This window comes from Streptomyces sp. NPDC006602, assembly GCF_042870385.1.
GTDB lineage: Bacteria > Actinomycetota > Actinomycetes > Streptomycetales > Streptomycetaceae > Streptomyces.
This window is the reverse complement of record NZ_JBIAHG010000021.1, coordinates 23,401-47,890: the sequence shown is the minus strand read 5'-3', so window position 1 is coordinate 47,890 and position 24,490 is coordinate 23,401. Positions and strand designations below refer to the sequence as shown.

The following is a 24,490-nucleotide window of genomic DNA, read 5'->3' as shown; positions in this document are numbered from 1 at the left end:
GGAATCTTGGGGCCAATCGGTGTGTTGTTGTGATGCGCCGGACACCCCGGAGATCCATGGCGCGTTGTACAACGTAAGCTGGACCGGTGCCGAATCGCGGCAAGTAGGGCGATAATGCGCGACACCCGCTATGGGGGCGGCCGCGCGGACGGCAGGGCGGCGTGTCCGAAATAGTGCGTATTGGGTCGGCGGTGTAGAACGGGAGATGTGACGGCAATGGCTACGGAAACTCCCCAGCTCCACGCAGCATGTGCCGTCCCCGGTCCGGGCAGCCCGCGGTGACGGGAACCGGCACGACGCGCCCCGGCCGGACGGAGCGCGGCACGCTCGACAAGGCCGCGGCGGAGAACTTCCCCGTGGCCCCCTTCTTCCTCCCCAGGGACTGGCGCGACGACCTCATGGCCGTCTACGGCTTCGCCCGCCTCGTCGACGACATCGGTGACGGCGACCTCGCCCCCGGCGGCGCCGACGCCCGTCTGCTCGGTGTGTCGGCCCAGGAGGCCGAAGACCGCCTGGTGATGCTGGACGCCCTCGAGGCCGACCTCCACCGGGTCTTCGACACGACCGGCCCGGCCCCGCGCCACCCGCTGCTGCGTCGCCTCCAGCCGACCGTCCGTCGCCGTGCGCTGACCCCCGAGCCCTTCCTCGGCCTGATCGCCGCCAACCGCCAGGACCAGCTCGTCACGCGCTACGAGACCTACGACGACCTCCTCGCCTACTGCGAGCTGTCCGCCAACCCCGTCGGCCGTCTCGTCCTCGCCGTCACCGGCACCTCCACCCCCGAGCGCATCCGTCTCTCGGACGCGATCTGCACGGCCCTTCAGATCGTCGAGCACCTCCAGGACGTCGCCGAGGACCTCGGCCGCGACCGCATCTACCTGCCCGCCGCGGACATGAAGCGTTTTCACGTCCAGGAAGCGGATCTCGCCACGAAAACCGGGGGCGCGTCGGTGCGTGCTCTGGTTGCATACGAAGCGCAACGCGCCAGCGATCTCCTGAATGAAGGCGTCCCCTTGGTGGGTAGCGTCCACGGCAGGTTGAAGCTGCTGCTCGCGGGGTTCGTGGCGGGGGGAAGGGCGGCGATCCACGCGATCGCCGCCGCGGAATACGACGTACTTCCCGGCCCGCCCAAGCCCGGCAAGATCCGGTTGCTGCGCGAGGTGGGCGTGACTCTGCGAGGAGAGGGGTGATCCGGACCGTGGAGTCGGAACAAGACGTGTCTGCACCGGTACTCGCCGCCTACAGCTACTGCGAGGCAGTGACCGGACAGCAGGCCCGTAACTTCGCGTACGGCATCAGACTGCTGCCGACGCCCAAGCGCCGCGCGATGTCGGCGCTCTACGCCTTCTCCCGGCGCGTCGACGACATCGGCGACGGCGCGCTGGCCGGCGATGTCAAGAGCGCGAGACTCGAGGACACCCGGGCGATGCTGGCCCGGGTGCGCGACGGTTCGGTCGCCGAGGACGACACCGACCCGGTCGCCGTCGCCCTCGCGCACGCCGCCGACACCTTCCCGATCCCGCTCAGCGGCCTGGACGAACTCATCGACGGCGTGCTGAAGGACGTACGCGGAGAGACCTACGAGACCTGGGACGACCTGAAGGTGTACTGCCGCTGTGTCGCGGGCGCCATCGGGCGGCTCTCGCTCGGCGTGTTCGGTACGCAAGCGGGGGCGCGCGGCGTCGAGCGCGCGCCGGAGTATGCAGACACGCTCGGACTCGCACTCCAGCTCACCAACATCCTCAGGGACGTCCGTGAGGACGCCCAGGGCGGGCGCACCTACCTGCCCGCCGACGACCTCGCCAAGTTTGGCTGCTCGGCCGGCTTCAAGGGGCCGAAACCACCGGAGGGCGCCGACTTCGCGGGCCTCGTGCACTTCGAAGTGCGTCGGGCCCGCGCCCTTTTCGCCGAGGGCTACCGGCTGCTGCCCATGCTCGACCGGCGCAGCGGCGCCTGTGTCGCCGCCATGGCCGGCATCTACCGCCGCCTCCTCGACCGCATCGAGCGTGACCCGGAGGCCGTGCTGCGCGGCCGGGTCTCGCTGCCCGGCAGGGAGAAGGCGTACGTCGCGGTGCGGGGCCTGTCCGGCCTCGACGCCCGGCATGTGACCCGAAGGACCGTCAGGAGGCGCGCCTGATGGACAATCCGGTCCAAGGTGATGCCATCGGCGAAAAGTGGCAGGCAACCCTCCGGTGGAGGACGGCGTCCCTGACTGCAACGGCCTGCCATGCACGGATCACAGCGCACGGCGGGCGCTCGGGGGAGGGTGCGAGATGACCGGCGGTAGGCAGTTGGGCGGGCCGCTCGCGGACACATCGGGACGGCTCGGGCGGAACGCCGTGGTGATCGGCGGAGGGCTCGCCGGCATCACCGCCGCGCTCGCGCTCGCCGACGCCGGAGTCCGGGTGACGTTGCTCGAAGGCCGGCCACGGCTCGGCGGCCTCGCCTTCTCCTTCCAGCGCGACGGACTGACCGTCGACAACGGACAGCACGTGTACCTGCGCTGCTGCACCGCCTACCGCTGGTTCCTCGACCGCATCGAGGGCGCGGCGCTGGCTCCGCTGCAGGATCGTCTCGACGTGCCCGTACTCGACGTCACCAAGCCCGAGGGACGCAGGCTCGGCAGGCTGCGGCGCGACGCGCTGCCCGTGCCCCTGCATCTGGGGCGCAGCCTCGCGACATATCCGCATCTCTCGCTCGCCGAGCGGGCCAGGGTGGGGCGTGCCGCGCTCGCGCTCAAGGGGCTCGACCTCGCCGATCCGAACCTGGACACGCAGGACTTCGGCAGCTGGCTGACCGCGCACGGTCAGTCGGCGCGTGCCGTCGAGGCCCTGTGGGACCTGGTCGGGGTCGCCACCCTCAACGCGGTCGCGGGCGACGCCTCGCTGGGGCTCGCCGCGATGGTGTTCAAGACCGGTCTGCTGTCCGACCCGGGCGCGGCCGACATCGGATGGGCGCACGTCCCGCTGGGTGAACTGCACGACCGGCTGGCCCGCAAGGCGCTCGACTCCGCGGGCGTGCGTACCGAAGTCCGTACACGCGTCACCTCCATCTCTACTGACGTCAACGGGGCTTGGAGCGTTCAGGTTCCCGGCGAGACGCTGCGGGCGGACGCGGTCGTCCTCGCCGTACCGCAGCGCGAGGCCCACGACCTGCTGCCCGCGGGAGCGCTCGACGCGCCCGAACGGCTGCTGGAGATCGGCACCGCGCCGATCCTCAACGTCCATGTCGTCTACGACCGGAAGGTGCTCGGCAGGCCGTTCTTCGCGGCCCTCGGCACCCCGGTGCAGTGGGTGTTCGACCGGACCGACGCATCGGGGCTGCGGCAGGGCCAGTACCTCGCCCTGTCCCAGTCGGCCGCGCAGGACGAGATCGACGAACCCGTCGCCGCGCTGCGCGAGCGCTACCTGCCCGAACTGGAGCGGCTGCTGCCCCGCGCGCGGGGGGCCGTGGTGAAGGACTTCTTCGTGACCAGGGAACGTACGGCGACGTTCGCTCCCGCTCCCGGTGTCGGACGGCTGCGGCCCGGCGCCCGCACCAAGGCGTCCGGCCTCTACCTGGCCGGGGCGTGGACCGCCACCGGGTGGCCCGCGACCATGGAGAGCGCGGTCCGCAGTGGTGTGAGTGCGGCGGACGCCGCCCTGAGCGCCCTGGGCCGGCCTCGCGATCTGCTCCCCGAGTTCTTCGGGGAGGCGGCATGAAAACCGATGTGCGTGGCACCGACCCCCGCACCCCCGGTACCGCAACAAGAGGAGAGACTGTGCCCACTGTGCCCCCGGCCTCGACGGCCGCTCGGAGGTCCGCGGTGGACGTGACCGCGCTCCTGGAGCGCGGCCGGACCCTTGCCACACCGGTACTGCGGGCGGCCATCGACCGCCTGGCACCTCCCATGGACACTGTTGCCGCCTACCACTTCGGCTGGATCGACGCCGAGGGCAACCCCGCGGACGGGGACGGCGGCAAGGCCGTGCGCCCGGCCCTCGCGGTGCTCTCCGCGGAGGTCACCGGCGCCTCGCCCGAGACCGGCATCCCCGGCGCCGTCGCCGTGGAGCTGGTCCACAACTTCTCGCTGCTGCACGACGACCTGATGGACGGCGACGAACAGCGCCGGCACCGCGACACCGTCTGGAAGGTGCACGGCCCCGCCCAGGCCATCCTCGTCGGCGACGCCCTGTTCGCCCTGGCCAACGAGGTCCTGCTGGAGCTCGGCACGGTCGAGGCCGGACGCGCCACCCGCCGTCTGACCACCGCCACCCGCGCCCTCATCGACGGTCAGGCGCAGGACATCTCCTACGAACACCGCGACCGCGTCAGCGTCGAGGAGTGCCTGGAGATGGAGGGCAACAAGACCGGCGCCCTGCTCGCCTGCGCCAGCTCCATCGGCGCGGTGCTCGGCGGCGCGGACGACCGCACCGCCGACACCCTGGAGAAGTACGGCTACCACCTGGGCCTCGCCTTCCAGGCCGTCGACGACCTGCTCGGCATCTGGGGCGACCCGGTCTCCACCGGCAAGCAGACCTGGAGCGACCTGCGCCAGCGCAAGAAGTCCCTGCCGGTGGTGGCCGCGCTCGCGGCGGGCGGTGCCTCCTCCGAGCGGCTCGGCGAGCTTCTCGCCGCCGACGCCAAGAGCAACGACTTCGAGAACTTCTCGGAAGAGGAGTTCGCGGTCCGTGCCGCCCTCATCGAGAAGGCGGGCGGCCGCGAGTGGACCGCCGAGGAAGCACGACGTCAGCACACCATCGCCATCGAAGCCCTCGACGCCGTCGACATGCCCGACCGGGTGCGGGCGCAGTTCACGGCACTCGCCGACTTCGTCGTCGTACGAAAGAGATGATCACTATCGGTCGAATAGCCCTCGCGTAGTCGCCGGCCGGTGTTGCGAGGAAGAAATGCACCGGCCGACGGCGGACCCACAGCAGACGCACCGTATGCACACTGCACGAAGGGGAAGCCATGACAGCGACGACCGACGGAAGCACCGGGGCCCTGCAGCCCCGCGCTGCCGCGGCCAGCGAAACCGACATCAACCCCCCCGTGGCGGCCGGGGTGCACGACGCCGCCGTACGCGCCGTGCAACGCGCCACCGACCACCTGCTCGCACGGCAGGATGCCGAAGGCTGGTGGAAGGGCGACCTCGAGACCAACGTCACGATGGACGCCGAGGATCTGCTGTTGCGTCAGTTCCTGGGTATCCGCGACGAGTCCACCACCCACGCGGCCGCCCTCTTCATCCGCGGCGAGCAGCGCGAGGACGGCACCTGGGCCTCCTTCTACGGCGGGCCCGGTGAACTCTCCACCACCATCGAGGCGTACGTCGCGCTCCGCCTGGCCGGAGACGAACCCGGCGCACCGCACATGGCGAAGGCGTCCGCCTGGATCCGGGCGCAGGGCGGCATCGCCGCCGCCAGGGTGTTCACCCGGATCTGGCTCGCTCTGTTCGGCTGGTGGAAGTGGGAGGACCTGCCCGAACTCCCGCCGGAGCTGATCTACTTCCCCAAGTGGTTCCCGCTCAACATCTACAACTTCGGGTGCTGGGCGCGGCAGACCATCGTGCCGCTCACCGTCGTCTCGGCGAAGCGTCCGGTGCGTCCGGCGCCGTTCCCGCTCGACGAGCTGCACGTCGACCCCGCCAACCCGAACCCGCCCAAGCCCCTTGCTCCAACGGCGAGTTGGGACGGCCTCTTCCAGCGGCTCGACAAGGTGGTGCGCGGCTACCGCACGGTCGCGGTGCGCAGGCTGCGCAAGGCCGCGCTGAACACGGCCGCGCGCTGGATCATCGAGCGGCAGGAGAACGACGGCTGCTGGGGCGGGATCCAGCCGCCTGCCGTGTACTCGGTCATCGCCCTGCACCTGCTGGGCTACGACCTCGAGCATCCCGTGATGCGCGCGGGACTCGAGTCACTGGACCGGTACGCGGTGTGGCGCGAGGACGGGGCCCGGATGATCGAGGCCTGCCAGTCGCCGGTGTGGGACACGTGCCTGGCGACGATCGCGCTGGCCGACGCCGGCCTGCCCGCCGACCATCCGCAGCTCGTCAAGGCGGCGGACTGGATGCTCGGCGAGGAGATCGTCCGACCGGGCGACTGGGCGGTCAAGCGGCCCGGACTGCCCCCGGGCGGCTGGGCATTCGAGTTCCACAACGACAACTACCCCGACATCGACGACACCGCCGAGGTGGTCCTCGCGCTGCGCCGCGTCCGGCACCACGACCCGCAGCGGGTGGAGAACGCCATCGGCCGCGGGATCCGCTGGAACCTGGGAATGCAGTCGAAGAACGGCGCGTGGGGCGCCTTCGACGTCGACAACACCAGCCCGTTCCCCAACCGGCTGCCGTTCTGCGACTTCGGCGAGGTCATCGACCCGCCGTCGGCGGACGTCACCGCGCACGTCGTCGAGATGCTGGCCGTCGAGGGGCTCGCGCACGACCCACGCACCCGGCGCGGCATCGAGTGGCTGCTCGCCGAACAGGAGGCGGACGGTTCGTGGTTCGGGCGCTGGGGCGTCAACTACGTGTACGGCACCGGGTCCGTCGTACCCGCCCTGACCGCCGCCGGAATCCCCGCGTCGCACCCGGCGATCCGCCGCGCGGTGACCTGGCTGGAGTCCGCGCAGAACGACGACGGCGGCTGGGGCGAGGACCTGCGGTCGTACCAGGACCCGACGAAGTGGAGCGGTCGGGGGGCCTCCACCGCCTCGCAGACGGCATGGGCGCTGATGGCCCTGCTGGCCGCGGGGGAGCGGGACTCAAAAGCGGTCGAGCGCGGCATCGAGTGGCTCGCGAGCACCCAGCGCGAGGACGGCTCCTGGGACGAGCCCTACTTCACCGGCACCGGCTTCCCCTGGGACTTCTCCATCAACTACCACCTCTACCGGCAGGTGTTCCCGCTCACCGCGCTCGGCCGGTACGTCCACGGAGAGCCCTTCTCCGGGGTCGAGGGGGGCTGATGGACAGGCAGCCCGCGCCGGCCCCGTTGCTGATCGCCTGTGCGCTCGGCATCGAGCACCTCGCGCTGCGCAGCGGGGACCGCGGCGGCACCGACGGGCCGGTCACCGTCCTGCGCACGGGCATGGGGCCGGCCGCGGCCGAGCGCTCCGTCACCCGGGTGCTGGCCGACCCGGCGCTCGCCGGGGCCGCAGTACTGGCCACGGGCTTCTGCGCGGGGCTCGCCCCCGGCATGCACCCCGGCGACCTGGTCGTCGCCGAGGAGGCCCGGGGCCCGCGCGGCACCGTGCCGTGCGTCGGGACCGACAGGCTCGTCAAGGAGCTCGTACGGACCCTGCCCGGGCGTACGGTCCACACCGGGCCCCTCACCGGCTCCGATCACGTCGTCCGAGGTCACGAACGGTCGGATCTGCTCGCGACCGGCGCGATCGCGGTCGACATGGAGTCCGCGGCCACGCTCCTGAGCGCCGTGCGCACGGGCGAGCGCCCGGTTGCGGCCGTCCGGGTGGTCGTGGACGCTCCAGAACATGAACTCGTCCGGATCGGCACGGTGCGCGGTGGAATATCCGCCTTCCGCGTCCTTCGTTCCGTCCTTCCCGCTTTCTACGAATGGCACCGTTCCTTGCTGCTCCCCAGGAGGTGAGCCAGATGGCCATGCCGCTGCGTCAGTCCATCAAGGTCGCTACATACTTGGCCGAACAGAAGCTCCGCAAGCGGGACAAGTTCCCGCTCATCGTGGAGCTCGAGCCCCTCTTCGCGTGCAACCTCGCGTGCGAGGGCTGCGGCAAGATCCAGCACCCGGCGGGGGTGCTCAAGCAGCGCATGCCGGTGGCCCAGGCCGTCGGGGCGGTGCTGGAGTCCGGTGCGCCGATGGTGTCCATCGCCGGCGGCGAGCCGCTGATGCACCCTCAGATCGACGAGATCGTCCGGCAGCTGGTGGCGAAGAAGAAGTACGTCTTCCTCTGCACCAACGCCATGCTGCTGCGCAAGAAGATGGACAAGTTCAAGCCCTCTCCCTACTTCGCCTTCGCCGTGCACATCGACGGGCTGCGGGAGCGGCACGACGAGTCGGTGGCGAAGGAAGGCGTGTTCGACGAGGCCGTGGAGGCGATCAAGGAGGCCAAGAAGCGCGGCTTCCGGGTCACCACCAACTCGACCTTCTTCAACACCGACACCCCGCAGACCATCATCGAGGTGCTGAACTTCCTCAATGACGACCTGCATGTCGACGAGATGATGATCTCGCCCGCCTACGCCTACGAGAAGGCGCCCGACCAGGAGCACTTCCTGGGCGTGGAGCAGACCCGCGAACTGTTCAAGAAGGCCTTCGCGGGCGGCAACCGCCGCAAGTGGCGGCTCAACCACTCCCCGCTCTTCCTGGACTTCCTGGAGGGCAAGGTCGACTTCCCGTGCACGGCCTGGGCGATCCCGAACTACTCGCTGTTCGGCTGGCAGCGGCCCTGCTACCTGATGAGCGACGGGTACGTGCCGACGTACCGCGAACTCATCGAGGAGACCGACTGGGACAAGTACGGCCGCGGCAAGGACCCGCGCTGCGCCAACTGCATGGCGCACTGCGGCTACGAGCCCACCGCCGTACTCGCCACCATGGGATCCCTCAAGGAGTCGCTGCGCGCCATGCGCGAGACGGTCTCCGGAAACCGGGAGTGACGTCATGACCGCCGTCTCCTTGGGCGTCCCCGAGGTGCCGGTCCGGCCGATCGCCGAGCGGCGCGTGTCGCGGCGGATCCAGGTCGGGCCGGTGGCGGTCGGGGGCGGGGCCCCGGTGTCGGTGCAGTCGATGACGACGACCCGTACGTGCGACATCGGCGCCACCCTCCAGCAGATCGCCGAGCTCACCGCGTCCGGCTGCCAGATCGTCCGCGTCGCCTGCCCCACGCAGGACGACGCGGACGCCCTGGCCACCATCGCCCGCAAGTCGCAGATCCCGGTGATCGCGGACATCCACTTCCAGCCGAAGTACGTGTTCGCCGCGATCGAGGCCGGCTGTGCGGCCGTACGCGTCAATCCCGGCAACATCAAGCAGTTCGACGACAAGGTGAAGGAGATCGCGCGGGCCGCGAAGGATCACGGCACCCCGATCCGGATCGGGGTCAACGCCGGGTCTTTGGACCGGAGGCTGCTGCAGAAGTACGGCAAAGCCACGCCCGAGGCGCTCGTGGAGTCGGCCCTGTGGGAGGCCTCGCTCTTCGAGGAGCACGGGTTCCGGGACATCAAGATCTCGGTGAAGCACAACGACCCCGTGGTGATGGTCAACGCCTACCGGCTGTTGGCCGAGAGTTGCGACTACCCGCTGCACCTCGGTGTCACGGAGGCCGGTCCCGCCTTCCAGGGGACCATCAAGTCGGCCGTGGCCTTCGGCGCGCTGCTCTCGCAGGGCATCGGCGACACCATCCGGGTGTCGCTGAGCGCCCCGCCCGCCGAGGAGGTCAAGGTCGGCATCCAGATCCTGGAGTCGCTGAACCTCAGGCAGCGCCGGCTGGAGATCGTCTCGTGTCCCTCCTGTGGGCGCGCCCAGGTCGACGTCTACAAGCTGGCCGACGAGGTCACGGCGGGCCTGGAGGGCATGGAGGTGCCGCTGCGGGTCGCCGTCATGGGATGCGTGGTGAACGGCCCGGGAGAGGCGCGCGAGGCCGATCTGGGCGTCGCCTCCGGAAACGGCAAGGGGCAGATCTTCGTGAAGGGCGAGGTCATCAAGACCGTCCCCGAGTCGAAGATCGTGGAGACCTTGATCGAAGAGGCGATGAAGATCGCCGAACAGATGGAGCAGGACGGCGTCGCCTCGGGGGAGCCGGCCGTCACCGTGAGCTGAACAGCACGGACCGATAGGGGGCCCGACGTGACGATTCTGGAGAACATCCGGGGACCACGCGACCTGAAGGCGCTGTCCGAGGCGGAACTCGGCGAACTGTCCGAAGAGATACGTGAGTTCCTGGTGCACGCGGTCGCCAGGACCGGCGGACACCTCGGACCCAATCTGGGGGTGGTGGAACTCTCCATCGCCCTCCACCGGGTCTTCGAGTCACCGGTCGACCGCATCCTGTGGGACACCGGCCACCAGAGCTACGTACACAAACTCCTGACCGGACGTCAGGACTTCTCCAAGCTGCGCAGCAAGGGCGGCCTGTCCGGCTATCCCTCGCGGGAGGAGTCCGAGCACGACGTCATCGAGAACAGCCACGCCTCCACCGCGCTCGGCTGGGCCGACGGGCTCGCCAAGGCCCGCCAGGTGCAAGGGGAGAAGGGGCATGTCGTCGCGGTGATCGGCGACGGGGCGCTGACCGGCGGTATGGCCTGGGAGGCGCTCAACAACATCGCGGCCGCCAAGGACCGGCCGCTGATCATCGTCGTCAATGACAACGAGCGGTCGTACGCGCCCACCATCGGCGGCCTCGCCAACCACCTGGCCACCCTGCGCACGACCGACGGCTACGAGAAGATGCTGGCCTGGGGGAAGGACGTACTGCTGCGGACCCCGCTGGTCGGCCACACGGTCTACGAGTCGCTGCACGGCGCGAAGAAGGGTTTCAAGGACGCCTTCGCACCGCAGGGCATGTTCGAGGACCTCGGCCTGAAGTACGTCGGCCCTATCGACGGGCACGACCTCAAGGCCGTCGAGTCGGCGCTCAGGCGCGCGAAACGCTTCCACGGGCCGGTACTGATCCACTGCCTGACCGAGAAGGGGCGTGGCTACGAACCCGCTCTCGCCCACGAGGAGGACCACTTCCACACGGTCGGCGTGATGAACCCGCTCACCTGCGAGCCCCTCGCGCCCTCGGGCGGGCCGTCCTGGACTTCGGTGTTCGGCGACGAGATCGTGCGGATCGGCGAGGAGCGCGACGACGTCGTGGCGATCACCGCGGCCATGCTGCACCCGGTGGGGCTGGGCAAGTTCGCGGCCCGCTTCCCGGACCGGGTGTGGGACGTCGGCATCGCCGAGCAGCACGCCGCCGTCTCCGCGGCCGGTCTCGCCACGGGCGGTCTGCATCCGGTCGTCGCCGTCTACGCGACGTTCCTGAACCGTGCCTTCGACCAGCTCCTGATGGATGTCGCCCTGCACCGCTGCGGCGTCACCTTCGTGCTGGACCGGGCCGGCGTCACCGGTGTCGACGGGGCCTCCCACAACGGCATGTGGGACATGTCGATCCTCCAGGTGGTCCCCGGCCTCAGGATCGCCGCGCCGCGCGACGCCGACCAGCTGCGGGCGCAGCTCAGGGAGGCGGTCGCGGTGGACGACGCGCCGACGCTGGTGCGCTTCCCGAAGGAGTCGGTGGGGCCGGCCGTCCCGGCGATCGACCGGGTGGGTGGAGTGGACGTCCTGCACCGCGGCTCGGAGATCCCCGAGGTGCTCCTCGTGGCCGTCGGCGTGATGGCGCCCGTCTGCCTGCAGGCCGCCGAACTGCTGGAGGCACGCGGGATCAACTGCACGGTCATCGACCCGCGGTGGGTCAAGCCCGTCGACCCGGCGCTCCCGGACATCGCCGCCCAGCACCGGTTGGTCGCCGTCGTCGAGGACAACAGCCGGGCCTCCGGAGTCGGCGCCGCGGTGGCGCTCGCCCTCGGGGACGCCGACGTCGACGTCCCCGTACGGCGGTTCGGCATCCCCGAGCAGTTCCTCGCGCACGCCAAACGGGGCGAGGTGCTCGCCGACATCGGTCTCACCCCCGTCGAGGTCGCCGGACGCATCAGCGCGAGCCTGGCCGTCAAGGAAGCGAGCCTGGCCGTCCAGGACGAGTTGTCCAAGGAGAAACAGGAATGACAACCGCCAAATCCGCGTCGTCCTCCCCGCAGGCCGGGGAGTTCGACCTCGGCGCGCTGCTGGCCGAGCGCGGGGCCGAGCGCTACGAGCTGCACACCAGACACCTCAACCACCAGCTCCCGCGCATGCTGCACACCATCGGCTTCGACAAGGTGTACGAGCGTGCCGAGGGCCCGTACTTCTGGGACGCGGACGGCAACGACTACCTCGACATGCTCGCCGGGTTCGGTGTGATGGGCCTGGGACGCCATCACCCCGTGGTCCGCAAGGCGCTGCACGACGTCCTCGACGCCCAGCTCGCCGACCTCACCCGCTTCGACTGCCAGCCGCTGCCCGGGCTGCTGGCCGAGAAGCTGCTCGCGCACAGTCCGCACCTGGACCGGGTGTTCTTCGGCAACAGCGGTACCGAGGCGGTCGAGGGCGCGCTGAAGTTCGCCCGCTACGCCACCGGGAAGCCGCGGATCCTGTACTGCGACCACGCCTTCCACGGTCTGACCACCGGGGCGTTGTCGGTCAACGGCGAGGACGGATTCCGGGAGGGCTTCGCCCCGCTGCTGCCCGACACGGCCGTCCCGCTCGGCGATCTCGACGCCTTGGCGAGGGAGTTGATGAAGGGCGACGTGGCCGCCCTGGTCGTCGAGCCGATCCAGGGCAAGGGCGTGCACGAGGCTCCGCCCGGATACCTCCGTGCCGCCCAGGAACTGCTGCACAAGCACAAGGCGTTGCTGATCCTGGACGAGGTGCAGACGGGTCTCGGCCGGACCGGCGACTTCTACGCCTATCAGCACGAGGACGGCGTCGAACCCGACCTGGTCTGTGTGGCCAAGGCGCTCTCCGGCGGCTACGTGCCGGTCGGTGCCACCCTCGGCAAGGACTGGATCTTCAAGAAGGTCTACTCGTCGATGGACCGGGTGCTGGTCCACTCGGCGAGCTTCGGCTCCAACGCGCAGGCCATGGCGGCCGGGCTCGCCGTGCTGTCCGTCATGGAGAACGAGCAGGTCGTGGCGGGCGCCCGGGCGACCGGGGAGCAGTTGAAGGCCCGGCTGACGGCGCTGATCGACAAGTACGAGCTGCTCGCCGACGTCCGCGGCCGGGGTCTGATGATCGGCATCGAGTTCGGCAGGCCCAAGTCGCTGAAGCTGCGCAGCCGTTGGGCCATGCTGCAGGCCGCCCGCAAGGGGCTGTTCGCGCAGATGGTCGTCGTCCCGCTGCTGCAACGTCACCGGATCCTCACCCAGGTCTCCGGCGATCACATGGAGGTGATCAAGCTGATCCCGCCGCTGATCATCGGCGAACGTGAGGTTGACCGGTTCGTCGACGCCTTCACGGACGTGATGGACGACGCGCACGGCGGCGGTGGGCTGATGTGGGACTTCAGCAAGACGCTGATCAAGCAGGCGGTCGCCAATCGGTGACGTGGTCCCGGCGGTTTTTGCCTTTGAGGCAAGAAATTTGCCGAAGAGGCAAGACTCCGGCTGAATGGAGAGCATGAGCTCTCCCGAGTTTGAGCCACCCGGGCCACCCGGGCCACCTGTGCCGCCCGGGCCCTCGGCCGAGGCGGTCCCGCTGGTGGCACCGCAACTGCGTGCCCTGCGCCGCCGGGCCTCCCTCACCCTGGAGGCCGCTGCCCGCGCCGCCGGGCTGTCGCCCGCCCACCTCTCCCGCCTGGAGACCGGGCAGCGCCAGCCCTCGCTGCCGATGCTGCTGGGCCTCGCCCGCATTTACGGTACGACGGTCTCGGAGCTGCTCGGCGAGACGGTCGCCGACCGGGACGCCGTCGTACGCGCCGCCGACATGGAGCCGACCGCGGCGGGCGGCTGGACCTACTGGCAGGCCGGCGCACCCGGCCGCGGCATGCAGGCCCTGCGCGTCCACGTGCCGTACGGCTCCCAGGGCGACATCGTGCGCGTGCACCCCGGCGAGGAGTGGCTGTACGTCCTCGAGGGGCGGCTGCGGCTGCGCCTCGGGGACACCGCGCACCTGCTCGCGGCGGGCGACAGCGCGCACTTCGACTCGCTGACCCCGCACCGCATCGTGGCCGAGGACCGCGGTGGCGTCGAGCTCCTCTTCGTCCACACCTTGCTGCAGAGCCCCACGGCCACGCTGTGCCTGGGCCCCACCAACGGAGACATGCCATGAGCAACTTCGAGGAGAAGTTCCCTCGTGCCCTGTGGGTGCGGCTGATCATCTACCTGGCGGTGGGGCACCTGTTCGCGGCCTTCATCTACCTGCTGTTCGCGCTGGGGGCCAAACAGTGAGCGGTCAGTCGAGCAGGCGCTCCCGCAGCCGCTCCCGGATCGCCGGAGTGACTCCGAGCCCTTGCTCCAGGTACGTCTCGACGCTGCCCCACGTCTCCTCGATGGTGTCGAAGGCCGTCGCCAGATACTCGGCGCGCGCGTCGAACAGAGGGCTGAGCAGCTCCATGACCTCGGGGGAGTAGGCCGAGGCGGCGGTGCTGCTGCGGCGCACCTTGTAGCGGCGGTGCCTGGCGTTCGACTTCAGGTAGTCGGCGACGATCGCCTCCCGCTCCACGCCCAGCGTCAGCAGCGTCACGGCTATCGACAGGCCGGCGCGGTCCTTGCCCGCCGCGCAGTGCATCAGCGCCGGGACGCTGTCCTCGGCGAGCGAGTGCAGCACCCGGGAGTGCTCGGCGGTGCGCTCCTTGATGAGCGTGCGGTACGACGCGATCATCCGGTTGGCGCCCTTGCCGTCGGACAGCAGCTCGCGCAGCTGGTCGAGGTCGCCGTCGCGGACCATCTTCCAGAACTCGGCGCCGTCCGCCGGGTCGCTCAGTGGCAGGTTCACATTGCGCACGCCCGGCAGCTCGACGTCGGGACCCTCGAACTTCTGGTCCGCGGCGTTGCGGAAGTCGAAGATCGTGTGCAGGCCCAGGGATGCGAGGAGCGCGGCGTCCTCCTCGGTCGCGTGCGCGAGGTGGCCGCTGCGGAACAGCACTCCGTGCCGCACGCGCCGTCCGTCCACCGTCGGCAGTCCGCCCACGTCCCGGAAGTTGCGCACGGCGGCCAGCTCGGGCTCGGTCGACGGGACCTGCTGCGTCACTTGGGCTCCCCCCCACTCGGTCCGCCGCCGCGGCTCGACGACGGGCATTCCCTCGACGATACGACATGCGTTCCTGGGGCAACGAGTTGTCCACAGGCGTTGCACCCAGGGGGCTCAGCCTTGATGATGTTGGGGCTTGAGGGGACCTGTTCGTACCTGTTCGAAACTGTGAGGGACTGCATGCCGGATATCGCCGAGAACGGCCGCACATGGCTCCTGTCCGGGCCGACCAGCAGTTACGCCCTCCACCTCACCGCCGACGACGAGCTGCTGCACCTCCACTGGGGACCGCGCATCGCACTCGCCGACGCCGAGGCCCTCGCCGTCCGCCCCCTGCCCGACTACTGGCCCTTCGAGTCCCCGCTCGACGGCCGCGAGGAGTACCCCGTCGAGGGCGGCCCCCGCTTCGTTCGGCCCGCCCTGTCGGTGCGCACGGAGGAGGGGCGCGGCACCGAGTGGAGCTTCGAGGCGTACGAGATGGCGGACGACGAACTGCGGCTGCGGTTCCGTGACGGCGGGCTGGCGATCACGCTGCACTACCGGATGCGGGGCGACGTCCTCGAACGCTGGGTGACCCTCGACAACGACGGGCCCGCCGTGGAACTCCTGCGCGCCGACTCCGCCGTCTGGACGCTGCCCCACCGCGACGGCTGGCGGCTGTCCCAGCTGCACGGCCGCTGGGCCGCCGAGTCCCGGCTCGTACGTTCCCCCCTCACCTACGGTGAGAAGGTGATCGGCAGCCGCCGCGGCCACACCGGGCACCAGCACCTGCCCTGGGTCGCCCTCGACACCGACGCGACCGAGGAGCGCGGCGAGGTCTACGGCTGCGCCCTCGGCTGGTCCGGGTCCTGGCGGATCGCCGTGGCCCAACTCCCCGACGCGCGCGTGCAGGTCACCGGCGGGGCCGGGTACGACGACTCAGGCCTGCTGCGGCTGGCGGCGGGGGAGTCCTTCACGACGCCTGTCTTCGCCGGTCTGTGGAGCGAGGGCGGCTTCGGCGGGGCGAGCCGGGCCTGGCACGCCTACCAGCGTGCGTATGTGATCCCGGACGCGGACCAGGACCGGCCGGTGCTGTTCAACTCCTGGGAGGCCACGGAGTTCGACATCTCCGAGGAGCAGCAGGGCGTGCTGGCCCGGCGGGCCGCGGCGATCGGCGTCGAGCTGTTCGTCGTGGACGACGGCTGGTTCGGATCCCGCACCAGCGACCGCGCCGGGCTCGGCGACTGGCAGCCCAATCCGGACCGCTTCCCCGGCGGCCTCAAGCCGCTGGGCGACTACGTGCACGCGCTCGGCATGCGGTTCGGCATCTGGGTGGAGCCCGAGATGGTCAATCCGGACAGCGAGCTCTACCGGGCCCATCCGGACTGGGTCCAGCACCAGGCAGGGCGAAAGCGGACAGAGCTGCGCAATCAACTCGTACTGAACCTCGCGCGCGAGGACGTCCAGGAGTACCTCTGGGAGCAGCTCCACGCGCTCCTGTCCAGCGCCCCGATCGACTACGTGAAGTGGGACTTCAATCGCTGCTTCACCGACGCGGGCTGGCCCGGCGAGCCCTACCCGCAGCGCCTGTGGGTCGATCATGTGCACGCGCTGTACCGCCTGTTGGACCGGCTGCGGGCCGCCCACCCGGGCGTCGCCTTCGAGTCCTGCTCGGGCGGCGGCGGCCGGATCGACCTCGGCGTGATGAGCCGTACGGACCAGGTGTGGACCTCGGACAACACCGACCCGCTCGACCGGCTCGTCATCCAGCACGGCTTCAGTCAGATCCACCCGGCGCGCGTCATGGCCGCCTGGGTCACCGACAGCCCCAACAACCAGCTCAACGGCAGGGTCAGCTCGCTGCGTTTCCGTTTCGTGAGCGCCATGGCCGGGGTGCTCGGCGTCGGCGGAGACCTCGCCGAGTGGACCGAGGAGGAGCTCGCCGAGGCCCGTGACTGGGTGGATCTCTACAAGGAGATCCGGCCCCTCGTGCAGCGCGGCGACCTCTACCGGCTGCGGCCTCCGCAGGGCGGGCTGAGCGCGGTGCAGTACGTCCTCGGCGACGAGGCCGTCGTCCTCGCCTGGCTCCAGGCGCAGCATTACGGCGAGCCCGTGCCGACGCTGCGGTTGCACGGCCTCGACCCGACAGCATCGTACGAATGCCATGAAACGGGCGAAGTTCACAGAGGTGCCGTACTGCTGCATCACGGACTGCGGACGGGACTGCGCGGTGACTTCGATGCGACGGTTATCCGACTGCGTCGCATCTAAGGCTTCTGTCCGAATTAGCACCTTCGTTCCAACTCCGCATGCAATAAAGGGGCCTGAGGAGGGGCCACGTGAGGAGGGTCATATTCGTGACCGTGCGTCGCCCGTCATGTTCACGTAATCAATGGTCTTTTCAAGGGGGTTTGGTTAAGAGGGTCAGTCCCTAATGCACACAGGGTGACAGGGAATTCTCTCAGGTGGCCAACAGAAACGCATTCACGGGCAACCACTTACTTGTCCCTTTGCGTCTTGGTCGCTTACGTTCACCACCCATCCGGACGGACGCCCAATCCTGCCGCCGCCCGGAGCCCGCACACACTCACCCGTACATGGCAGGAGCGGGGGACCCACAGGTAGAACCGCCTGTTCCGGTCTCCGGAACGGCTAGGGGTTAAGTCGTGCTTCGGTACGGCCGGGCATCTCCAGTCCGCACCCGACAGCTCACCTCGCAGGCGCCGGAGAGGAATTCGTCATGCCCGCGAAGGGTAAGCATCGCCGCCCGAAGTCCCAGCGTTTCACCCGCTCCATCGCCGTCGCCGGAACCGGCGGCGCCGCACTCGCCCTGCCGCTTCTCGGGGCCACCGGCGCGCACGCCGCCACTCCGCAGTCCGTATCGGAAAAGGCCGTTCAGTCGTCCGTTCCGACCACGGTGAAGAAGGTGGCTGAAAAGACGACGGCCGAAAAGCAGGCGTCCGCGCAGGCATCGGGTAGGAAGATCTACTCCGTGCAGGCCGGTGACTACCTCGCGAAGATCGCGGACGAGCAGAATGTCAGCGGTGGCTGGCAGAAGCTCTACTCCGACAACCGCGAGGCCGTCGGTGGCAACCCGTCGCTGATCCACCCCGGTCTGAAGCTCTCGATCGGCAGGAAGGCCACGACGAGCACCCCCAAGTCGTCGTCCTCCTCGGGCTCTTCCTCCTCGTCCAAGTCGTCGTCTTCGTCTGGTTCATCGGATTCGTCCGCTTCGTCGAAGTCGTCCCCCTCCGGGGCTTCCTCCTCGTCGAAGACCGAGGCGGCCACCCAGAGCGCCGACAACGCCGGCACCTCCAGCGGCTTCACCCTTCCGGTGAGCGGTGCCTCCGTCGGCACCGGCTACCACGTGGCGGGCAGCATGTGGTCCAGCGGCTACCACACCGGCGTCGACTTCGTCGTCCCGACCGGCACCTCCCTCAAGGCCGTGGGCGCGGGCACGGTCGTCTCCGCGGGCTGGGGCGGCGCGTACGGCAACCAGGTCGTCATCAGGCTCGCCGACGGCTACTACGCGCAGTACGCCCACCTGTCCTCGCTCTCCGTCTCGAGCGGCCAGTCCGTGACGGCCGGTCAGCAGCTCGGCCTCTCCGGCGCGACCGGCAACGTGACCGGCCCGCACCTGCACTTCGAGATCCGCACCACGCCGGACTACGGCTCGGACGTGGACCCGGTCGCCTACCTCCGCTCGAAGGGCGTCGCCGTCGGCTGACATCCCCGACCGTCTGTCCGAACACGCTGCCGAAGGCCGGACCCCGATCCCCGGGTCCGGCCTTCGGTGTGTTGATCTTGCTTGTTCCTGATCACTCCATTGCGGCTTTGTGGCGGGGGCGCCCGGGGCGTCGACAGCGAGGGGAGGGTGGGGAGAAGGTGAACTCCGTAGTGTTGCAAGCGCTTTCTGCGCCCTCGGAAGGAGCCGTCTCCCGTGACGACCACGCGTAGAGCATTCGGAGCCCTGGCCGCAAGTGCCGCCCTGGCCGCCCTCGCCCCCGCTACCACCGCGAGCGCCACGCCCCGGCACCGCCGACTGATCGCCCACGACGACTTCCGCCATGGACTCGGCCGGTGGGCGGTGGAACTCGAGAAGGGCGGAACCGTCACCGCGACCCGCGGGATCCTGGAGGTCGACGTGCCCGCCGGCGCAACGGTCTGGTTCAAGAAGCTGCTCGAAGGGCCGTACGTCCTGGAGTACACCGCCACGCCGGTGTCCGCGGGCGGGGTCAACGACCGGGTGTCCGACCTCAACAACTTCTGGAACGCCGTCGACGTCCGTTCCCCCGACGACCTCTTCGCCACCCGGCGGGGCGGGGCGCTGGCGGAGTACGACTACCTCAAGACGTACTACGCCGGCTACGGCGCCAACACGAACACCACGACCCGGCTGCGCCGCTACGTCGGAGAGGCGGGAGTCCGGCCGTTGGTCCACGACTACACCGAGCCGCTGCTCGTGGCGAACGAGCCGAACCGGGTCCGGATCGTCTCCGACGGGTCGATGGTCCAGTGGTGGAACAACGGGCGGCTCGTGTTCGACTACAGCGACCCGGAGCCGTACACGAGCGGCCACTTCGCCTTCCGGACCACTTGGAGCCACTTCCGTATCAGTGGGTTCCGGGTGTGGCAGTTGCCGCCTCAACAGCGCTGACGTGAGGGCTATTCCTGGTTTGACCAACCCTTGAAGAGTGGCTTATCTCACCGTCCGTCAACCCCTTCTTACGGTCGCGTAGCTCACATCCGAAGGGGAATCATGGGCCGACGTGGCAGACGATTCGAAGAGTGACACCAGATCAGTGATCGGGTCGTACGTGGCGGTGGGGGACAGCTTCACCGAGGGCGTCGGCGACCCCGGCCCCGACGGGTCGTTCGTCGGCTGGGCCGACCGGTTCGCGGTACTTCTCGCGGACCGGCGGCCCGAGGGCGACTTCCGCTACACCAACCTCGCCGTGCGCGGGAAACTTCTCGACCAAATCGTGGAGGACCAGGTTCCGAAGGCTCTCGAACTGGCCCCGGACATGGTCTCCTTCTGCGCCGGCGGCAACGACATCCTGCGGCCCGGCACCGATCCCGACGAGGTCGCCGAGCGTTTCGAGCGGGCGGTCGTGCAACTCACCGCCGTCGTCGGCACCGTGATGGTGACAACCGGCTTCGACACCCGTGGCGTGCCCGTGCTCAAGCACCTGCGCGGCAAGATCGCCACCTACAACGGACATGTGCGGGCCATTGCCGACCGGCACGGCTGTCCGGTGCTCGACCTGTGGTCCCTGAAGACCATCCAGGACCGGCGGGCCTGGGACGGCGACCGGCTCCACCTGTCGGCGGACGGGCACACACGCGTGGCACTGCGCGCGGGACAGGTCCTCGGGCTGGAGATCCCGGCCGACCCCGACCAGCCCTGGCCGCCGCTCCCGCCGCGCGGCACGCTCGAGGTCCGACGGGACGACGTGCACTGGGCGCGCGAGTACCTGGTGCCGTGGATCGGGCGCCGGCTGCGCGGGGAGTCCTCGGGCGACCATGTGACCGCCAAGGGCACGCTGTCACCGGACGACATCAAGTCGCGGATCGCTTCCGTGGCTTGAGGGGCTTGAGGCAGTTTTCGCAATCGCGGGTTTGTGGGTCGGCGGGTTCGTGGTTTTCAGTACCCGGGGCGTGTCGGCCTGTGGGCGGTGCGGCCGGGCACTCGGCTTGCGGGTCGGCAGTGGGGGCGGGCGGCTCGTGCGGGACGGAGCAGGGGGCTCGGCGCCCCTACGTGGTCAACGTCTCCCGTGCCAGCCCGAGTTCCCGGGCGAGTGCCTCGTCCACCCACTCCTGCGCCCGGGACCGCGGCACGGCGCCCGAGTACGAGGTGAGCTGAACGGCGAGCCCGTCCAACAGGGCCGTGAGGCGCACGGCGGTTCCGCCCGGGTCCGGGCAGTGGAACTCGCCGGCGGCCACCCCCTCGGCGATCACCTCGGCGAGGGCCGCCTTCCACTGGCGGTCGAGGTACCGGGTGACCTCCTGGAGCGCGGGCTCGCGCAGCGCGGCCGCCCAGCCCTCGATCCACAGCCGCCAGCCCTTGGCCTGGCCCGTCGGGGTGTACCAGCGCACGGCGGCCCGCAGCCGGCGCAGTGCCGTGGTGCGGCGGGCGAGCAGTTTCGACAGGTGGGCCAGGTCGTCCTCGGCCGCGTAGGTGAAGGCGGCGGCGACCAGTTTCTCCTTCGTGGAGAAGTGATAGAGCACCAGCGCGTTGCTCACGCCGAGGGCCGAGGCCACGTCGGCGATCCTGACCGCCGCCACGCCCCGCGCCTCGATCTGCTCGATGGCGGCCCGCAACAGCTCCTCGCGCCGCTGGGCCACGCTCAACCGCACTCTCGCCACGCGGTCACCCTAATCCGTGGTCCCGTGCGCTGCCGGAGAGAGGTCGTTTACCGGCCGAACCGGCCCGCGACCTGGTAGGCGCAGGTAGACAGGCCTGAAACGACCGTTCGCGGCTAGGATCGGGCACCTCCCTGTCGTCCCTGCCGAGGACCGGGTGGCCCCTACCGGTACCAACCGAACCGCTCGGCGATGACCGGCAGGCGGTGCGCGACGATGGCGTGCGCGGCGGCCCGCGGGGTCGTGCCGTCCCTTTCCGCGCGGGCCAGCATCTGCTCGACCAGGGCGCGCATCGAGCGGCGCGTGTGAGCGAACGCGGCGTCCGCGTCGGCTTCGATGTCACCGAAGAGCGTCCACCACCACCAGGCGTTCGTCCCGGAGTTGACGACCACGTCCGGCAGAACGGTCACCCCGCGCGCGGACAGCAGATCCTCCGCCTCGGGGAGCACCGGCATATTGGCCGCCTCGACGATCCAGCGGGCCGTGATCCGCTCCTGGTTGGTGGTGTCGATCGCGTACGACACCGCCGCGGGCACCAGCACCTCCGCGTCGGCGGACAGCCAGGCGTCGCCGGGCAGTTCACGGTCGTCGGGGCGCAGGACGGAGCGGTCCACCGTGCCGTAGGCGTCCCGCGCGGTGAGCAGCGTCTCGACGTCGAGGCCCGCCGGGTTGGCGATCGTGCCCTTGATGTCGGCGACGGCCACGACGGTGAGCCCCGCGCGCGCGAGGAAGCGCGCGCTGGCCCCGCCCATGGTGCCCAGGCCCTGTACGGCGACCCGCGTACCCGCGTGGGCCACGCCGGCGAGGTCCAGGGCCGTGAGCGCCGACTCCGCCACCCCGCAGCCGCCGACCAACTCGTCGAGCCCGATGCCGTCCACCTCGACCGCGAAGGCGTCCGCGAGCCGCCGGCGGGCCGCGGCCTCGTCGTCGAGCAGCGGATACACCGCTTGGACGGAAGAGACGAGCCCCGCTTCCGAGGCCGCCCGGTCCACCAGGTCCTGGGTCAGGCCGAGATCCTCGCCCGTGGTCCACAGGCTCTCCACGTACGGCCGCATGGCGCGCAGATAGCGCACCAGGAGGTCGTACGCCCACGGCTCCCGGGGATCGCAGTCGATGCCGCCCTTGGCGCCGCCGAGGGGGATGTAGCGGCCCTCGGGGTTGTAGTGCAGCGCCTCCTTCATGGTCATGCCGCGGGCGAGCCCGGCGACCTCGTCGAGCGTGCAGCCCGCGCGCATGCGCAGCCCGCCGCTGGAGACGCCGCGCACCAACCGGTCGACGACCAGGAAGCCCTGACGACCGGTGAGGTGGTCGGTCCAGGTGAGCGACATCAGGGGGGCGGTCATGCGGATCTCCTCCAACTGAACGGTGAGTCAGTATCCGGATGATGGCCATGTCCTGTCAACATGTAGAGGATCAGCGGTGGTAACCCGGCTGTCAGAGGCGGTGCCCATAATGGAAGGCATCACCGACTCCCCCTGGAGGTACACCGTGACCGGTTTCCGTTCCCCGAGCTCCGGGCTTCGCGCACTGCGGCCCGCGGCCTTCGGTGCGGACCCGAGCGGTGAGCGCCTGGCGCGCATCCGCAGATCGCCCCACTTCAAGGACGGCGTCTTCCAGAATCCCGGGGGCACCGCAGGCATCCGGCCCTCCGCTTCCTCCCTGGAACTCGCGAAGAGCTTCTTCGACAAGGACGAGCGCCCCCGCCGCGCCCCCAAGGGCACCGTGCCGGTGCACGCCACCACGCTGGCCGACATAGCCAAGCCCCCCGCCACCGGTCTGCGGCTGACCTGGATGGGGCACTCCAGCGTGCTCGCGGAGATCGACGGGCAGCGGGTGCTCTTCGACCCCGTCTGGGGCGAGCGCTGCTCCCCGTTCCCGTTCGCCGGGCCCAAGCGGCTGCATCCCGTGCCCCTGCCGCTGGCCGCTCTCGGCCCGGTCGACGTCGTCGTGATCTCGCACGACCACTACGACCACCTCGACATGCCCACGATCAAGGCACTGGCCGACACGGACACGCTGTTCGCCGTGCCACTGGGAGTCGGCGCCCACCTGGAGCGCTGGGGGGTGTCCGCCGATCGGCTGCGCGAACTGGACTGGCACGAGGCGACGAAGGTCGGCGGCCTCACCCTGACGGCCACGCCGGCGCGCCACTTCTGCGGCCGCGGCCTGCGCAACACGCAGCACACGCTGTGGGCCTCCTGGGTCGTCGCCGGCGGCGAGCACCGGATCTACCACAGCGGCGACACCGGTTACTTCGATGGCTTCCAGGACATCGGCGCCGCACACGGCCCCTTCGACGCCACGATGATCCAGATCGGCGCGTACAGCGAGTACTGGCCGGACATCCACATGACTCCCGAGGAGGGGATGCGCGCCCACCTCGACCTCCAGGGCGGCCGGCCGCACGGCGTGTTCCTGCCGATCCACTGGGCCACCTTCAACCTCGCCATGCACGCGTGGGCCGATCCCGGCGAGGGCACCGTCGCGTCCGCCCGCGCGGTGCAGGCCCCGATCGCCCTGCCCCGGCCCGGAGAGCCCTTCGAGCCCACGGCCGGGACCGTGCCGACCGAGCCGTGGTGGCGGAGTGTGGCCACCGCTCCGGCGGGCGGCTGGCCCGCTGCCGATGTGCTCACCGAGGCGGCGATCAAGACCTCGGCCGATTCGGCGGCCCGGGACCAGACCGACGCGACCGGCGACGCGCCGGAGGGCAAGGGCGAGGGGTCGGGCGAGCCGGAGGTCGTTCCGGCGGGCTGACGGAGCCGGGGGCACCGACTGAGCCGGGGGACGGCGGGACGGCTGCGGACGGTCCGGCCGTGAGACGGGTGTCGCGGCCCGTTCGTCGACGGGCGGCCACACCGGTTGCCCGGGCGGGCGGGCCGCGGGCTGCGCGCTGCGGAGACCCGGAGGGTTGTGGGGCAGGCGACTCCTCGGGAGGCGAGTCGATATGACATATGCATGACAGTTCCGGCCGGCCTGCTCGCTACGGAAAGTGAACCTCTTGTGGGTGCTCCAGGGGGTCGCTGTGTGGCTGATTCCCGGCTCGAAGGCGACCGCGGGCTGACGCGTGGGGCGCGGACCGCGGAAGGGGGCTCCTCGGGCTGTCGTCCGTTTGTGACCGGCTCTGACCGGGGACGATCGGCCCTTGGCTGCATGAGAGCGGAAGGGGGAGATGGTTATCGGTCTGTCGTACGAGGCCTCATACCAGAGCGGGATGCTGTCCGTGGGAGTTTGTCAACTGCCCACCGCACATGATGCGTCGCCGACTACTGTCAGTGTCCGTCGGGCGATGCAGGGCTGGAAAGTTCGGTTCTGTCGATCGACATCCGCATGCGCGTGCCCGCGTACGCACCCGACATGTGCAGCAG

Annotated in this window: 21 protein-coding genes and 1 riboswitch; of the genes, 18 read left to right on the top strand and 3 right to left on the bottom strand. The window is 70.2% G+C overall.

All coding sequences use genetic code 11. The annotated features are described in order from the left end of the window. Positions 1-278 precede the first annotated feature (278 nt). From hpnC to ACFYO2_RS35310, 13 genes are all read left to right on the top strand, one after another. Positions 279-1,190, top strand: a complete 912-nt coding sequence (hpnC, locus tag ACFYO2_RS35370) for a squalene synthase HpnC (protein ID WP_388357506.1) — start codon at positions 279-281, stop codon at positions 1,188-1,190. After that, positions 1,187-2,137, top strand: a complete 951-nt coding sequence (gene hpnD, locus ACFYO2_RS35365) for a presqualene diphosphate synthase HpnD (RefSeq protein ID WP_388357503.1) — start codon at positions 1,187-1,189, stop codon at positions 2,135-2,137. The genes hpnC and hpnD overlap by 4 nt, the downstream gene beginning before the upstream one ends. Beyond that, positions 2,137-2,277: a DUF6380 family protein gene (locus ACFYO2_RS35360; RefSeq protein ID WP_388357501.1), complete on the top strand. Its 141-nt coding sequence runs from the start codon at positions 2,137-2,139 to the stop codon at positions 2,275-2,277. Before hpnD ends, ACFYO2_RS35360 begins: the two co-directional genes overlap by 1 nt. Continuing rightward, complete coding sequence (gene hpnE / locus ACFYO2_RS35355) at positions 2,274-3,701, top strand: hydroxysqualene dehydroxylase HpnE (protein WP_388357498.1); 1,428 nt, start codon at positions 2,274-2,276, stop codon at positions 3,699-3,701. The genes ACFYO2_RS35360 and hpnE overlap by 4 nt, the downstream gene beginning before the upstream one ends. Beyond that, positions 3,698-4,834, top strand: a complete 1,137-nt coding sequence (locus ACFYO2_RS35350) for a polyprenyl synthetase family protein (RefSeq protein ID WP_388357495.1) — start codon at positions 3,698-3,700, stop codon at positions 4,832-4,834. Before hpnE ends, ACFYO2_RS35350 begins: the two co-directional genes overlap by 4 nt. 119 nt (positions 4,835-4,953) lie before the next feature. Beyond that, a complete protein-coding gene (gene shc, locus ACFYO2_RS35345) occupies positions 4,954-6,945 on the top strand; it encodes a squalene--hopene cyclase (protein ID WP_388357492.1) in 1,992 nt (663 codons plus the stop codon). Beyond that, the gene (locus tag ACFYO2_RS35340; RefSeq protein WP_388357489.1) at positions 6,945-7,586 is read left to right on the top strand and encodes a 1-hydroxy-2-methyl-2-butenyl 4-diphosphate reductase; all 642 of its coding nucleotides are present in this window, start codon (positions 6,945-6,947) and stop codon (positions 7,584-7,586) included. The genes shc and ACFYO2_RS35340 overlap by 1 nt, the downstream gene beginning before the upstream one ends. A gap of 5 nt (positions 7,587-7,591) precedes the next feature. Next, positions 7,592-8,614: an adenosyl-hopene transferase HpnH gene (gene hpnH, locus ACFYO2_RS35335; protein WP_388357486.1), complete on the top strand. Its 1,023-nt coding sequence runs from the start codon at positions 7,592-7,594 to the stop codon at positions 8,612-8,614. 4 nt (positions 8,615-8,618) lie between these two features. Next, positions 8,619-9,776, top strand: coding sequence for a flavodoxin-dependent (E)-4-hydroxy-3-methylbut-2-enyl-diphosphate synthase (gene ispG, locus ACFYO2_RS35330; protein ID WP_388357483.1), 1,158 nt, complete (start codon positions 8,619-8,621; stop codon positions 9,774-9,776). 27 nt (positions 9,777-9,803) lie between these two features. Beyond that, complete coding sequence (dxs, locus tag ACFYO2_RS35325) at positions 9,804-11,723, top strand: 1-deoxy-D-xylulose-5-phosphate synthase (RefSeq protein ID WP_388357480.1); 1,920 nt, start codon at positions 9,804-9,806, stop codon at positions 11,721-11,723. Beyond that, complete coding sequence (locus ACFYO2_RS35320; RefSeq protein ID WP_388357477.1) at positions 11,720-13,138, top strand: aspartate aminotransferase family protein; 1,419 nt, start codon at positions 11,720-11,722, stop codon at positions 13,136-13,138. The genes dxs and ACFYO2_RS35320 overlap by 4 nt, the downstream gene beginning before the upstream one ends. Positions 13,139-13,211: 73 nt before the next feature. Further along, positions 13,212-13,862, top strand: a complete 651-nt coding sequence (locus ACFYO2_RS35315) for a helix-turn-helix domain-containing protein (protein ID WP_388357474.1) — start codon at positions 13,212-13,214, stop codon at positions 13,860-13,862. Further along, on the top strand, positions 13,859-13,981 hold the full coding sequence (locus tag ACFYO2_RS35310) for a DUF6126 family protein (RefSeq protein WP_053752569.1): 123 nt from the start codon (positions 13,859-13,861) through the stop codon (positions 13,979-13,981). Before ACFYO2_RS35315 ends, ACFYO2_RS35310 begins: the two co-directional genes overlap by 4 nt. A 4-nt stretch (positions 13,982-13,985) precedes the next feature. Here ACFYO2_RS35310 and ACFYO2_RS35305 read toward each other — a convergent pair whose 3' ends face one another. Beyond that, on the bottom strand, positions 13,986-14,783 hold the full coding sequence (locus ACFYO2_RS35305) for a tyrosine-protein phosphatase (protein WP_388357469.1): 798 nt from the start codon (positions 14,781-14,783) through the stop codon (positions 13,986-13,988). 180 nt (positions 14,784-14,963) lie between these two features. Between ACFYO2_RS35305 and ACFYO2_RS35300 the strand changes: the two genes are divergently transcribed. The 4 genes from ACFYO2_RS35300 to ACFYO2_RS35285 all read left to right on the top strand — a co-directional run bounded on the left by ACFYO2_RS35300 (position 14,964) and on the right by ACFYO2_RS35285 (position 20,350). Beyond that, positions 14,964-17,033, top strand: a complete 2,070-nt coding sequence (locus ACFYO2_RS35300; protein WP_388357467.1) for an alpha-galactosidase — start codon at positions 14,964-14,966, stop codon at positions 17,031-17,033. A 307-nt stretch (positions 17,034-17,340) separates the two neighbouring features. Beyond that, positions 17,341-17,498, top strand: a riboswitch (cyclic di-AMP (ydaO/yuaA leader). 4 nt (positions 17,499-17,502) lie between these two features. Then, entirely contained in the window at positions 17,503-18,489 is a 987-nt protein-coding gene (locus ACFYO2_RS35295; RefSeq protein WP_388357464.1) for a peptidoglycan DD-metalloendopeptidase family protein, read from the top strand. A 213-nt stretch (positions 18,490-18,702) separates the two neighbouring features. Next, positions 18,703-19,419 carry a DUF6250 domain-containing protein gene (locus tag ACFYO2_RS35290; RefSeq protein ID WP_388357462.1) on the top strand — a complete coding sequence of 239 codons (717 nt, stop codon included), beginning with the start codon at positions 18,703-18,705 and terminating at the stop codon, positions 19,417-19,419. A 145-nt stretch (positions 19,420-19,564) separates the two neighbouring features. Then, positions 19,565-20,350: an SGNH/GDSL hydrolase family protein gene (locus ACFYO2_RS35285; protein WP_388357728.1), complete on the top strand. Its 786-nt coding sequence runs from the start codon at positions 19,565-19,567 to the stop codon at positions 20,348-20,350. A gap of 166 nt (positions 20,351-20,516) precedes the next feature. Here the strand turns inward: ACFYO2_RS35285 and ACFYO2_RS35280 are convergent, their stop codons facing one another. Continuing rightward, a complete protein-coding gene (locus tag ACFYO2_RS35280; RefSeq protein WP_388357459.1) occupies positions 20,517-21,128 on the bottom strand; it encodes a TetR/AcrR family transcriptional regulator in 612 nt (203 codons plus the stop codon). 161 nt (positions 21,129-21,289) lie between these two features. After that, positions 21,290-22,468 (bottom strand): Glu/Leu/Phe/Val dehydrogenase dimerization domain-containing protein, encoded by a 1,179-nt coding sequence (locus ACFYO2_RS35275; protein WP_388357456.1) that lies wholly within the window; start codon positions 22,466-22,468, stop codon positions 21,290-21,292. Between the two features lie 145 nt (positions 22,469-22,613). On the opposite strand from ACFYO2_RS35275, the gene ACFYO2_RS35270 reads away from it, so the two are divergent. Further along, a complete protein-coding gene (locus ACFYO2_RS35270; RefSeq protein ID WP_388357453.1) occupies positions 22,614-23,879 on the top strand; it encodes an MBL fold metallo-hydrolase in 1,266 nt (421 codons plus the stop codon). Positions 23,880-24,490 lie beyond the last annotated feature (611 nt).

What these genes read in the sequence shown, in the direction of transcription:
- ACFYO2_RS35360 (WP_388357501.1), top strand. Translation starts at nt 2,137, where the DNA reads ATGGACAATCCGGTCCAAGGTGATGCCATCGGCGAAAAGTGGCAGGCA.
- hpnE (WP_388357498.1), top strand. Translation starts at nt 2,274, where the DNA reads ATGACCGGCGGTAGGCAGTTGGGCGGGCCGCTCGCGGACACATCGGGA.
- ACFYO2_RS35350 (WP_388357495.1), top strand. Translation starts at nt 3,698, where the DNA reads ATGAAAACCGATGTGCGTGGCACCGACCCCCGCACCCCCGGTACCGCA.
- shc (WP_388357492.1), top strand. Translation starts at nt 4,954, where the DNA reads ATGACAGCGACGACCGACGGAAGCACCGGGGCCCTGCAGCCCCGCGCT.
- ACFYO2_RS35340 (WP_388357489.1), top strand. Translation starts at nt 6,945, where the DNA reads ATGGACAGGCAGCCCGCGCCGGCCCCGTTGCTGATCGCCTGTGCGCTC.
- hpnH (WP_388357486.1), top strand. Translation starts at nt 7,592, where the DNA reads ATGGCCATGCCGCTGCGTCAGTCCATCAAGGTCGCTACATACTTGGCC.
- ispG (WP_388357483.1), top strand. Translation starts at nt 8,619, where the DNA reads ATGACCGCCGTCTCCTTGGGCGTCCCCGAGGTGCCGGTCCGGCCGATC.
- ACFYO2_RS35320 (WP_388357477.1), top strand. Translation starts at nt 11,720, where the DNA reads ATGACAACCGCCAAATCCGCGTCGTCCTCCCCGCAGGCCGGGGAGTTC.
- ACFYO2_RS35315 (WP_388357474.1), top strand. Translation starts at nt 13,212, where the DNA reads ATGAGCTCTCCCGAGTTTGAGCCACCCGGGCCACCCGGGCCACCTGTG.
- ACFYO2_RS35310 (WP_053752569.1), top strand. Translation starts at nt 13,859, where the DNA reads ATGAGCAACTTCGAGGAGAAGTTCCCTCGTGCCCTGTGGGTGCGGCTG.
- ACFYO2_RS35300 (WP_388357467.1), top strand. Translation starts at nt 14,964, where the DNA reads ATGCCGGATATCGCCGAGAACGGCCGCACATGGCTCCTGTCCGGGCCG.
- ACFYO2_RS35295 (WP_388357464.1), top strand. Translation starts at nt 17,503, where the DNA reads ATGCCCGCGAAGGGTAAGCATCGCCGCCCGAAGTCCCAGCGTTTCACC.
- ACFYO2_RS35275 (WP_388357456.1), bottom strand. Translation starts at nt 22,468, where the DNA reads ATGACCGCCCCCCTGATGTCGCTCACCTGGACCGACCACCTCACCGGT.